Source organism: Escherichia sp. 10290, from assembly GCF_030295155.1.
Classification (GTDB): Bacteria; Pseudomonadota; Gammaproteobacteria; order Enterobacterales; family Enterobacteriaceae; genus Escherichia; species Escherichia coli_F.
In genome coordinates, this window is record NZ_AP025741.1 from 3,707,794 (window position 1) to 3,720,942 (window position 13,149).

8 protein-coding genes are annotated in these 13,149 nt (G+C 50.9%); 6 read left to right on the forward strand and 2 right to left on the reverse strand.

Annotated features, from left to right (window positions below; genetic code table 11):
* Positions 1–4 precede the first annotated feature (4 nt).
* Entirely contained in the window at positions 5–1,630 is a 1,626-nt protein-coding gene (gene yqeB, locus QUE74_RS18775; protein WP_001020405.1) for a selenium-dependent molybdenum cofactor biosynthesis protein YqeB, read from the reverse strand.
* Positions 1,631–1,677: 47 nt separating this feature from the next.
* Positions 1,678–2,448, reverse strand: a complete 771-nt coding sequence (yqeC, locus tag QUE74_RS18780) for a selenium cofactor biosynthesis protein YqeC (RefSeq protein WP_001364452.1) — start codon at positions 2,446–2,448, stop codon at positions 1,678–1,680.
* A gap of 102 nt (positions 2,449–2,550) precedes the next feature.
* Here yqeC and mocA point away from each other — a divergent pair, with 102 nt between their 5' ends.
* The 6 genes from mocA (at position 2,551) to xanQ (ending at position 13,142) form a co-directional block, all read left to right on the forward strand.
* Positions 2,551–3,129, forward strand: a complete 579-nt coding sequence (gene mocA, locus QUE74_RS18785; RefSeq protein ID WP_001272838.1) for a molybdenum cofactor cytidylyltransferase — start codon at positions 2,551–2,553, stop codon at positions 3,127–3,129.
* Between the two features lie 321 nt (positions 3,130–3,450).
* On the forward strand, positions 3,451–6,549 hold the full coding sequence (gene ygfK / locus QUE74_RS18790) for a putative selenate reductase subunit YgfK (RefSeq protein WP_000502382.1): 3,099 nt from the start codon (positions 3,451–3,453) through the stop codon (positions 6,547–6,549).
* A gap of 2 nt (positions 6,550–6,551) precedes the next feature.
* On the forward strand, positions 6,552–7,880 hold the full coding sequence (gene ssnA / locus QUE74_RS18795) for a putative aminohydrolase SsnA (RefSeq protein WP_000906243.1): 1,329 nt from the start codon (positions 6,552–6,554) through the stop codon (positions 7,878–7,880).
* A gap of 50 nt (positions 7,881–7,930) precedes the next feature.
* Positions 7,931–8,710 carry a molybdopterin-dependent oxidoreductase FAD-binding subunit gene (gene ygfM, locus QUE74_RS18800; protein WP_000572478.1) on the forward strand — a complete coding sequence of 260 codons (780 nt, stop codon included), beginning with the start codon at positions 7,931–7,933 and terminating at the stop codon, positions 8,708–8,710.
* Positions 8,707–11,577: a molybdopterin-dependent oxidoreductase Mo/Fe-S-binding subunit gene (locus tag QUE74_RS18805; RefSeq protein ID WP_000583669.1), complete on the forward strand. Its 2,871-nt coding sequence runs from the start codon at positions 8,707–8,709 to the stop codon at positions 11,575–11,577. Before ygfM ends, QUE74_RS18805 begins: the two co-directional genes overlap by 4 nt.
* Before the next feature lie 164 nt (positions 11,578–11,741).
* Positions 11,742–13,142, forward strand: a complete 1,401-nt coding sequence (xanQ, locus tag QUE74_RS18810) for a xanthine/proton symporter XanQ (RefSeq protein WP_001280198.1) — start codon at positions 11,742–11,744, stop codon at positions 13,140–13,142.
* Positions 13,143–13,149 lie beyond the last annotated feature (7 nt).

Below are 13,149 nucleotides of genomic sequence, written 5' to 3' on the forward strand. Positions count from 1 at the left end.
TCATTTAAGCCACTTCCAGCACTTCTTTTGTCGCTTTAACGCCCTGATGCATCAACATCATTAACGCCTCAAGTACGCCGCCGCCAATTGCCCGGGCTTTATCAGAAACGCTGGTGAAATCAGCCGTTTCACCACGTGGATCGATATCACCAATTTTAAAACCACCGACCACCGCCAGTCCGTCGTTCAACAAGCCACGCACCATCCCCGTCAACGGTGCTTTAATTTCATGCTCACCAATCCAGGCAATCACATCGCCCTCTTTCACCAGATCGCCTAATTTCACGTTGGATCGCATAATGCCTGCAGCAGGAGCACGGATCACCCGTCGGGTGGTATGCCCCATAATATTGCCGGGAACACCGGTATTCTCCTGCGCACAACCAGAGTAAATCACCTGACCGAGCCAGTGCCCGCGATTTGTTTCAATTACCGCATGGCAATCCTTCCCAGCAGTAAAGCCCGGCCCAAGCGCGATTGTTACTGGTGCCATATCTGCCCGCGTACCCAAATTCTGTTTCGCCAGAATAGCGTCCACCACGCAAAGCGGTTTCAGTTCATCAAGCAATGAACAGGCGGGATCTACCATGACAGGGATGAATCCGCGTTCGGTAAGTTTCATCGCTTCCGCAGAGCTGGTTGCCAGGCGGGCAGTGACGCCTTCGACCGTCATTTCGCCATCGAACACGGCCTGGGCAAACGCCACGGTACAACGAATCACTGTCGGTTTTTCCACTTCCAGCATGATCACTTTAAAACCCGCATGATACAGACGTAGCGCCACACCACTGGCGATATCCCCCGCACCGCGAATCACCACCAGCTGGTGTCCAGAAGGATGAGAAGGTTTCATCATCAGCCCACCCGGCGCGTTATTTTTCACCTGTAATATTTCTGCCAGCACGCTGATGGCGATCTCCTGCGGCGTTTCCGCACCTATGTTGTAACCAACGGGCGCATGTAAACGGGCAATATGTTCTTCAGCCACGCCTTTCTCACGCAATTGACGTAGGAAAAGCTGAACCTTGCGGCGACTTGCCAGCAACCCCAGCCATGCAATGGGCTGTTCAATGAGTTTGTCGAGGGCTTCACGATCCTGATTATTCGTGGCAATCAGGACAAAATTATCAGGGCGAATATCCAGTGCTTCGACTGCCGCACCAAACGACTCAGCATGGAGAAGCGTGGTTGATGGTGGGAATAATTCAGGATTAAGGCTTTCGCGATAAATATCGGCAACGGCAATATCAAATCCTAATAGCGCCGCACTCTGGGCTATCGCCCGGTTGACATGCCCCGCGCCAATCAACACCAGACGAGGACGCATACCATGGACGCTGATAAACACGGACATTGCACCTCCACAATCTGACCCGACAGCATCCACACCGTTACGAGCCATACGTCCATGGAATAATCGCGGCTTACGTTCCTGCAATGCCTGAAGCGACTCTTCAATCACCTTCCGCTCAACCATTCCACCACCAATTGTACCGACGATAGAACCATCGGCGCGCACTAACATTTGTGCAGAATGGCGGGGAGTCGAGCCTCGGCTATCAACAATTTGCGCCATCGCAAACGGACAATTTTGCTCTTCAAGTTTTGCAGCCTCTGTGAAAATATTCATACCAACCTCAATGGATATCCTTTCAGTAACCCGGAATACCCGGGCCGCTAATTCACAAATCTGCGCGCGATTGCAGGATGTTCTTGTATATCGCCCAGCCAGATTGCCTCTACGTCGTGTTGTTGCAGCGGTTGAAGGAGCTCGCTTTGCGCAATCGCATTCTCACATTGAGAAAAACGGTTAATGAACCAGACTCGCCGACAACCTTGCGGTACGTTTTTAAATGCGCCCTGAGGGTGGCGAACCAGCGCAACGAGATCGCTCAGTTGCAAGGTTGCATCAGGTGTTAACCCGGTAATATCAGCAAACTGCGACCAGCGATGGACATTTTCTGTGCTCACTTTCGCACCCAAAATATGTCCTCCCATCACAGCAATCACGCAGCAACTGCTTTTGGGTATGCAAGGTTCGTGCTCATCAGGCGCTTTTAACGGCATTCCACGCGAGCCATCAGCCTCAATGAGAATTACGTCACACTCTGGTCGTTGCACCAGTGCATCAATCGCTTCTGGCATAAATCCCTGCACTTTTCCCTGGTTCGCTTTCCAGCTGTGAAAACAAAATGAAATGGGGGATGTAAGAGACGCATGAGGAAGCATGGCGGGATCACGACAGAAAACCACGGGCCAGTGAGACGTTGGCATAAACATATGTGTCGTCGTAGTGATTAACACACGCCTGCCGCTAGCCTGGAGCAGTTCTACCAGCCAAAAAAGCAAGCTGGTTTTCCCCCCAGCCCCAACAACAGAAATCACAGTGGGACGTTTCTGCGCGCCTAAATCAATGAATAATGCCGATGGGTCAACTATACTTTTCACGAGTCTTTATGACCTCTCTGGGATAAATTATCCCCAACTTAATCCATCAGGAAGTAACGCAATTAACAGGCATTATTAGCCCCTATTAATAATGGAACCACTATGTCAGCCATCGACTGTATAATTACCGCTGCCGGATTATCATCAAGAATGGGGCAATGGAAAATGATGTTACCCTGGCAACAGGGAACAATTCTTGATGCAAGTATCAAAAATGCGTTGCAGTTTTGTAGCCGAATTATTTTAGTCACCGGCTATCGTGGTAATGAACTGCACGAACGTTATGCGAACCAGAGTAATATCACTATTATCCACAACCCAAATTATGCGCAGGGTTTACTGACATCAGTAAAGGCCGCAGTACCCGCGGTGCAAACCGAACATTGTTTTCTCACCCACGGTGACATGCCAACCCTCACCATCGATATTTTTAGAAAAATCTGGTTGTTACGTAATGATGGCGCAATACTGCCACTCCATAAAGGTATCCCCGGCCATCCGATTTTAGTGTCAAAGCCATGCCTGATGCAGGCAACCCAGCGACCCAATGTCACCAATATGCGTCAGGCACTCCTTATGGGAGAACATTATTCCGTCGAAATAGAGAATGCAGAAATAATTTTAGATATTGATACTCCGGACGACTTTATTACAGCGCAAAAAAGGTATACTGAAATTTAGAAAACGTAGTTAAACGTTTGCGTTCAAATATTTAAACCATCCAGCCTGCTTTATCATTATGATAAGGAATCACTGATTTTGAGAAAAGAGAAAAAGTGATAAATGGGCTGGTAATAATAATTTCCAGGAGTGATTTTAATTCTCATTTGGCACCTGTGAGTTCATTCACAAAAAGCCCTTAAGTTTCGAGCCGCCTCACATTTTTTTATATTTCCCGCCAAACCTGGCAAGAGTGGTGCGATTGTTGCTCTATCCCCCTAAACCACCGGATTTCTCAACACCGGTCACTCAATGATATCTGTATAAGCTAAGGAGAGGGTTATGGGGGATATTATGCGTCCCATTCCGTTTGAGGAACTTTTGACGCGCATATTTGATGAATACCAACAACAACGCTCAATCTTTGGTATTCCCGAGCAACAGTTTTACTCACCCGTAAAAGGTAAAACCGTTAGCGTCTTCGGTGAAACCTGTGCCACTCCCGTCGGCCCTGCCGCTGGTCCGCACACGCAGCTCGCGCAAAATATTGTCACATCCTGGCTGACTGGCGGACGCTTCATCGAACTAAAAACCGTCCAAATTCTTGACCGCCTGGAGCTGGAAAAGCCCTGTATTGATGCCGAAGACGAGTGCTTTAACACCGAATGGTCCACCGAATTTACCCTGCTTAAAGCCTGGGATGAATACCTCAAAGCCTGGTTTGCCCTGCACCTTCTCGAAGCGATGTTCCAGCCTTCTGATTCCGGTAAATCGTTCATCTTTAATATGAGCGTCGGTTACAACCTCGAAGGTATTAAGCAACCGCCGATGCAACAGTTCATCGACAATATGATGGACGCATCTGACCATCCGAAATTCGCTCAATATCGCGATACGCTGAATAAATTACTCCAGGATGACGCATTTTTAGCCCGCCACGGCTTACAGGAAAAACGCGAATGCTTGCAGGCCTTACCGGCACGCATCCCCACCAGCATGGTACAAGGCGTCACCCTCTCCACGATGCACGGCTGTCCTCCGCATGAAATCGAAGCCATTTGCCGCTACATGCTGGAAGAAAAAGGGCTCAATACCTTTGTGAAACTCAACCCGACCTTACTGGGGTACGCGCGTGTTCGTGAGATCCTCGATGTCTGCGGTTTCGGTTACATAGGCTTAAAAGAAGAGTCATTTGATCACGACCTCAAGCTGACGCAAGCACTGGAAATGCTGGAACGCCTGATGGCACTGGCAAAAGAAAAATCACTCGGCTTTGGCGTCAAACTGACCAATACCCTCGGCACCATTAATAACAAAGGTGCACTGCCCGGTGAAGAGATGTATATGTCAGGCCGTGCGCTGTTTCCGCTCTCCATCAATGTTGCAGCAGTTCTCTCTCGCGCCTTTGACGGCAAACTGCCCATTTCTTATTCCGGTGGCGCCAGTCAGCTGACTATCCGCGATATTTTTGATACTGGTATTCGCCCTATTACTATGGCAACCGACCTGCTGAAACCTGGCGGCTATCTGCGCTTAAGTGCCTGCATGCGCGAGCTGGAAGGCTCCGACGCCTGGAAGCTTAACCACGTTGACGTCGAACGACTGAACAGACTGGCAGCAGACGCGTTAACCATGGAATACACCCAGAAACACTGGAAGCCAGAAGAGCGTATTGAAGTGGCAGAAGACCTGCCGCTGACCGACTGCTACGTTGCCCCCTGTGTTACTGCCTGCGCTATCAAGCAAGATATTCCGGAATACATCCGTCTGCTTGGCGAACACCGCTATGCCGACGCACTGGAACTCATCTACCAACGCAACGCCCTGCCCGCCATTACCGGTCATATTTGCGATCACCAGTGCCAATACAACTGTACCCGCCTGGATTACGACAGTGCGCTGAATATCCGCGAACTGAAAAAAGTCGCGCTGGAAAAAGGTTGGGATGAATATAAGCAACGCTGGCACAAACCAGCCGGTTCTGGTTCACGCCATCCGGTTGCCGTGATTGGTGCAGGTCCGGCGGGTCTGGCAGCAGGTTACTTCCTTGCCAGAGCGGGCCATCCGGTTACGCTGTTTGAACGCGAAGCCAATGCGGGCGGCGTGGTGAAAAATATCATTCCTCAGTTCCGTATTCCTGCAGAGTTAATTCAGCACGATATCGATTTTGTTGCCGCTCACGGCGTGAAATTTGAGTATGGCTGCTCACCCGATCTGACCGTTGAACAGTTAAAAAATCAGGGCTTCCACTATGTTCTGATTGCCACCGGCACTGATAAAAATAGCGGTGTGAAACTGGCGGGCGACAACCAAAATGTCTGGAAATCACTCCCCTTCCTGCGTGAATACAACAAGGGCACAGCGCTCAAGCTGGGCAAACATGTGGTCGTTGTCGGGGCGGGTAACACCGCAATGGACTGCGCTCGTGCGGCGTTACGCGTTCCAGGCGTAGAAAAAGCAACAGTCGTTTACCGTCGTTCACTGCAAGAGATGCCAGCATGGCGCGAAGAGTATGAAGAAGCGTTGCACGACGGCGTGGAGTTCCGTTTCCTGAATAATCCGGAACGTTTCGATGCTGATGGCACCTTAACCTTGCGCGTTATGTCGCTTGGCGAACCTGATGAGAAAGGTCGTCGCCGTCCGGTTGAAACCAACGAAACAGTTACACTGCATGTAGACAGCCTGATCACCGCCATTGGTGAACAGCAGGATACTGAAGCCCTGAATGCGATGGGCGTGCCGCTGGACAAAAACGGCTGGCCAGACGTCGACCATAATGGCGAAACTCGTCTGACTGACGTCTTTATGATCGGCGACGTACAGCGCGGACCATCCTCCATTGTCGCTGCTGTCGGAACCGCGCGTCGGGCGACCGATGCCATCCTTAGTCGGGAAAATATCCGTTCCCACCAGAACGATAAATACTGGAACAACGTTAATCCGGCGGAAATCTATCAACGCAAAGGCGATATCTCTATCACCCTGGTGGATAGCGACGATCGTGACGCGTTTGTCGCCCAGGAAGCCGCACGCTGCCTTGAATGTAACTACGTTTGCAGCAAGTGTGTGGATGTCTGCCCGAACCGCGCCAACGTATCCATTGCGGTCCCTGGCTTCCAGAACCGTTTCCAGACGCTGCACCTCGACGCTTACTGTAACGAATGCGGCAACTGCGCTCAGTTCTGTCCGTGGAACGGTAAACCGTACAAAGACAAAATCACCGTCTTCAGCCTGTCGCAAGACTTTGATAACAGCAGCAACCCAGGCTTCCTTGTGGAAGATTGCCGGGTACGAGTACGTCTGAATAACCAAAGCTGGGTGTTAAACATCGACAGCGAAGGTCAGTTCAACAACGTACCACCGGAGCTGAACGATATGTGCCGCATCATTAGCCATGTCCACCAGCATCATCATTATCTGCTGGGCCGCGTGGAGGTGTAATCATGTTGATTCTGAAGAATGTCACTGCAGTGCAGTTACACCCGGCGAAAGTGCAGGAAGGCGTTGATATCGCCATCGAAAATGATGTGATTGTCGCTATAGGCGATGCTCTGACGCAACGCTACCCCGATGCCAACTACAAAGAGATGCATGGTCGGATTGTGATGCCGGGAATTGTCTGCTCGCACAACCATTTTTACTCGGGGCTGTCCCGCGGAATTATGGCAAACATCGCCCCCTGCCCGGATTTCATTTCAACGCTGAAAAATCTCTGGTGGCGGCTCGATCGCGCCCTTGATGAAGAGTCGCTCTATTACAGCGGACTGATTTGTTCACTGGAAGCGATTAAGAGCGGCTGTACATCTGTTATCGATCACCATGCCTCTCCGGCGTATATCAGCGGGTCGCTCTCCACATTGCGCAACGCATTTTTAAAAGTTGGCCTGCGTGCGATGACCTGTTTTGAAACCACTGACCGTAACAACGGCATTAAAGAACTACAGGAAGGAGTAGAGGAAAATATCCGCTTCGCCCGTCAGATTGATGATGCGAAGAAAGCGGCAACTGAACCGTATCTGGTAGAAGCTCATATTGGTGCTCACGCGCCGTTTACTGTGCCGGATGCCGGTCTGGAAATGCTGCGTGAGGCCGTGAAAGCCACAGGCCGTGGTTTACATATTCACGCTGCGGAAGACCTTTACGATGTTTCCCATAGTCATCACTGGTACGGCAAAGATCTGCTGGCACGATTAGCGCAATTCGATCTCATCGACAGCAAAACGCTGGTCGCTCATGGGCTTTATCTGTCTAAAGACGACATCGCGTTGCTCAATCAGCGTGATGCATTCCTGGTGCATAACGCCCGTTCAAACATGAACAACCATGTCGGCTACAACCATCATCTTTGCGACATCCGCAATCTGGCGTTGGGTACGGACGGTATTGGTTCAGATATGTTTGAAGAGATGAAATTTGCCTTCTTTAAACATCGCGATGCGGGTGGTCCGCTGTGGCCTGACAGTTTTGCCAAAGCACTGGCTAACGGCAACGAACTGATGAGCCGCAATTTTGGCGCGAAATTTGGCCTTCTGGAAGCCGGTTACAAAGCCGATTTAACCATTTGCGATTACAACTCGCCGACGCCGCTGCTGGCAGACAATATCGCCGGGCATATCGCTTTCGGTATGGGCTCAGGCAGCGTTCATAGCGTGATGGTCAATGGCATGATGGTCTATGAAGACCGTCAGTTTAACTTCGATTGCGATTCCATTTATGCGCAAGCCCAAAAAGCCGCTGCCAGTATGTGGCGTCGGATGGATGCGCTGGCATAAATGACAAATACCCTCTTCCCGCAGGGAAGAGGGTTAAATAAGGAAAGAAGATGATTGAACAATTTTTCAGGCCCGACTCTGTCGAACAGGCGCTGGAACTGAAGCGCCGCTACCAGGATGAAGCCGTCTGGTTCGCCGGAGGCAGTAAACTCAACGCCACACCAACCCGTACCGATAAAAAGATTGCCATATCCTTACAGGATCTGGAACTGGACTGGGTTGACTGGGATAACGGTGCATTGCGGATTGGCGCAATGTCTCGCTTGCAAACACTGCGTGATGCACGGTTTATTCCTGCAGCACTGCGTGAGGCCCTCGGCTTTGTCTACTCTCGCCATATTCGTAATCAGTCGACCATTGGTGGTGAAATCGCCGCCCGGCAGGAAGAGTCGGTGCTGCTTCCCGTCCTGCTGGCACTGGATGCCGAACTGGTTTTTGGCAACGGTGAAACTCTGTCAATTGAGGAGTACCTGGCCTGCCCATGCGATCGCCTGCTAACCGAAATCATCATTAAAGATCCGTATCGCACCTGTACGACTCGCAAAATTAGCCGTTCTCAGGCTGGGTTAACGGTAGTAACGGCAGCCGTTGCGTTAACCGATCACGACGGTATGCGAATTGCGTTGGATGGCGTGGCCAGTAAAGCACTGCGTCTGCACGATGTTGAAAAACAAAACCTGGAAGGCGATGCCCTTGAACAGGCTGTCGCCAACGCCATTTTCCCGCAGGAAGATTTGCGGGGCAGCGTGGCCTATAAACGCTATATCACGGGAGTTCTGGTAGCCGACCTTTATGCCGACTGCCAACAGGCTGGGGAGGAAGCCGTATGATCATCCACTTTACATTAAATGGCACGCCCCAGGAGCTAACCGTTAATCCTGGTGAAAACGTGCAAAAGCTGTTGTTTAACATGGGAATGCACTCTGTACGCAACAGCGATGATGGATTCGGTTTTGCCGGTTCTGACGCAATTATCTTTAACGGTAATATCGTCAACGCGTCCTTACTTATTGCCGCACAGATAGAGAAGGCTAATATTCGTACCGCAGAGTCTCTGGGAAAATGGAACGAGTTAAGTCTGGTTCAACAGGCAATGGTTGATGTTGGCGTGGTGCAGTCTGGTTATAACGATCCAGCTGCTGCTCTGATTATCACTGATCTGCTCGAGCGTATCGCCGCACCGACCCGCGAAGAGATCGACGACGCGCTTTCTGGTTTGTTCAGTCGCGATGCAGGCTGGCAACAATACTATCAGGTCATTGAACTGGCGGTTGCACGTAAAAATAACCCGCAGGCCACCATTGATATCGCTCCGACTTTCCGCGATGACCTTGAAGTCATTGGTAAGCATTATCCTAAAACTGATGCCGCAAAAATGGTGCAGGCGAAACCCTGCTATGTTGAAGACCGCGTAACGGCTGACGCCTGCGTCATTAAAATGTTACGTAGCCCTCACGCTCACGCACTGATTACTCACCTGGATGTCAGCAAAGCTGAAGCCTTACCAGGCGTCGTTCACGTTATTACTCATCTGAATTGCCCGGATATCTACTACACCCCGGGTGGTCAGAGCGCACCGGAACCGTCACCGCTTGACCGCCGTATGTTCGGCAAGAAAATGCGTCACGTCGGCGATCGCGTTGCTGCGGTCGTCGCAGAAAGTGAAGAAATTGCGCTCGAAGCACTGAAGCTCATCGACGTTGAATATGAAGTGCTTAAACCTGTAATGTCGATTGACGAGGCAATGGCGGAAGATGCGCCTGTCGTGCACGATGAACCGGTGGTGTATGTTGCTGGTGCGCCAGATACTCTGGAAGACGATAACAGCCATGCAGCCCAGCGCGGCGAGCATATGATCATCAACTTCCCGATCGGTTCTCGCCCCCGTAAAAATATCGCCGCCAGTATTCATGGTCATATTGGCGATATGGACAAAGGCTTTGCCGATGCCGATGTGATCATTGAGCGAACCTATAACTCAACGCAGGCGCAGCAGTGCCCGACTGAAACTCATATCTGCTTTACCCGTATGGACGGCGATCGTCTGGTTATCCACGCCTCCACCCAGGTACCATGGCACTTACGCCGCCAGGTCGCGCGCCTCGTGGGCATGAAACAACATAAAGTTCATGTCATTAAAGAGCGAGTTGGCGGCGGTTTTGGGTCTAAACAGGACATCCTGCTGGAAGAAGTGTGCGCCTGGGCAACCTGCGTGACCGGGCGTCCGGTACTGTTCCGCTACACTCGTGAAGAAGAGTTTATTGCTAACACCTCTCGTCACGTCGCGAAAGTCACCGTCAAACTGGGGGCAAAGAAAGATGGTCGCCTGACGGCTGTGAAGATGGATTTCCGCGCCAACACAGGCCCTTACGGCAACCACTCACTCACCGTACCGTGTAACGGACCGGCGCTGTCGCTGCCGTTATATCCGTGCGATAACGTCGATTTCCAGGTCACCACCTACTACAGCAACATTTGCCCAAATGGTGCTTATCAGGGTTATGGCGCACCGAAAGGTAACTTCGCTATCACCATGGCATTAGCGGAACTGGCTGAACAGTTACAGATCGACCAACTGGAAATTATCGAACGTAACCGGGTACACGAAGGGCAAGAGCTGAAAATTCTCGGTGCAATCGGTGAAGGTAAAGCGCCGACCTCCGTTCCTTCCGCCGCCAGCTGCGCACTGGAAGAGATCCTGCGTCAGGGTCGCGAGATGATCCAATGGTCTTCACCAAAACCACAAAACGGTGACTGGCACATCGGTCGTGGCGTCGCCATTATCATGCAGAAATCAGGGATCCCGGATATCGATCAGGCTAACTGCATGATCAAACTGGAATCAGACGGTACCTTTATCGTTCATTCTGGCGGTGCGGATATTGGTACTGGTCTGGATACGGTTGTGACGAAACTGGCAGCAGAAGTGCTGCACTGCCCACCGCAGGACGTGCATGTTATCTCCGGTGATACCGATCATGCGCTGTTTGATAAAGGCGCATATGCCTCGTCCGGTACATGTTTCTCCGGCAACGCGGCGCGTATGGCGGCAGAAAACCTCCGAGAGAAAATCCTGTTCCACGGCGCACAAATGCTGGGGGAACCCCTGGAGGATGTTCAACTGGCAACGCCGGGTGTCGTTCGCGGCAAGAAAGGCGAAGTTAGTTTCGGTGATATTGCCCATAAAGGCGAAACCGGCACCGGTTTTGGTTCACTGGTGGGAACTGCCAGTTATATCACGCCTGATTTCGCCTTCCCGTATGGCGCAAACTTTGCTGAAGTTGCCGTCAACACACGTACGGGTGAAATCCGCCTGGATAAATTCTATGCCTTGCTGGACTGCGGTACACCGGTCAATCCAGAGTTAGCGTTGGGACAAATCTACGGTGCCACCCTGCGTGCTATCGGGCACAGTATGAGCGAAGAAATCATTTATGACGCCGAAGGCCACCCGTTAACGCGTGATTTACGCAGTTACGGCGCACCGAAAATTGGTGACATTCCGCGTGATTTCCGCGCTGTGCTGGTGCCGAGCGACGATAAAGTCGGCCCATTCGGGGCGAAATCAATCTCAGAAATCGGTGTAAATGGCGCAGCTCCGGCGATTGCTACCGCAATTCACGATGCCTGCGGCATCTGGTTACGCGAATGGCATTTCACACCGGAGAAAATACTCACCGCGCTGGAAAAAATATAAATAATAAATGGCCGCTTCGGCGGCCTGTTTCTCTGTTTGAACGATGACTAAATAGTGACTGCGAAAATGAGATAAGCCGTTCTCAAGGCGTCCTGCGCCCCAAATTCGTGGGAATTTATTTTACTGATTCAGATGATCAAATTTACTTTAAAAGGAGTGAAGGGATGTCTGATATAAACCATGCAGGTTCTGACCTTATATTTGAACTGGAGGATCGCCCTCCCTTTCATCAGGCTCTCGTTGGTGCCATTACCCATCTGTTGGCAATTTTCGTTCCGATGGTAACCCCTGCGTTAATCGTGGGTGCGGCCTTACAGCTTTCCGCTGAAACAACCGCCTATCTTGTTTCTATGGCGATGATCGCCTCTGGTATTGGTACCTGGTTACAGGTAAACCGCTATGGCATCGTCGGTTCTGGCCTACTCTCAATTCAGTCAGTCAATTTTTCATTTGTTACAGTCATGATTGCGCTGGGCAGCAGCATGAAAAGCGATGGTTTTCACGAAGAGTTAATCATGTCGTCGCTTCTCGGCGTCTCCTTCGTTGGCGCATTTCTGGTTGTCGGCTCTTCTTTTATCCTGCCCTATTTACGTCGGGTTATTACACCTACCGTTAGCGGCATTGTGGTGCTGATGATCGGCTTAAGCCTGATTAAAGTCGGCATTATCGATTTTGGTGGAGGATTTGCTGCCAAAAGCAGCGGTACGTTCGGCAATTACGAACATCTCGGCGTTGGTTTATTGGTTTTGATTGTGGTGATCGGCTTTAACTGCTGCCGCAGTCCGTTACTACGCATGGGAGGGATTGCCATTGGGCTATGTGTCGGTTATATCGTATCGTTATGCTTGGGCATGGTGGATTTCAGCAGTATGCGCAATTTGCCGTTAATCACCATCCCGCATCCGTTCAAATACGGGTTTAGTTTCAGCTTCCATCAGTTCCTGGTGGTCGGCACGATTTATTTGCTTAGCGTGCTGGAAGCTGTCGGTGATATCACCGCCACGGCAATGGTTTCCCGCCGCCCCATCCAGGGAGAAGAGTATCAGTCGCGTCTGAAAGGCGGCGTACTGGCAGATGGCCTGGTTTCGGTTATCGCTTCCGCTGTCGGTTCATTACCGTTAACCACGTTTGCGCAAAATAATGGGGTTATTCAGATGACCGGTGTCGCTTCACGTTATGTCGGGCGAACCATCGCGGTCATGTTGGTTATTCTCGGCTTGTTTCCGATGATTGGCGGCTTCTTCACGACCATTCCCTCGGCTGTTCTGGGAGGCGCAATGACGTTGATGTTTTCCATGATTGCCATCGCTGGGATTCGCATCATCATCACCAACGGATTAAAGCGCCGTGAAACACTTATTGTCGCCACTTCTTTAGGTTTAGGGCTTGGCGTCTCCTACGATCCGGAAATTTTTAAAATATTGCCAGCCTCTATTTATGTATTAGTTGAAAACCCTATTTGTGCTGGTGGGTTAACTGCGATTTTATTAAATATTATCCTCCCTGGTGGCTATCGACAGGAAAACGTTCTGCCTGGTATTACCTCAGCGGAAGAGATGGATTAACAGTCAA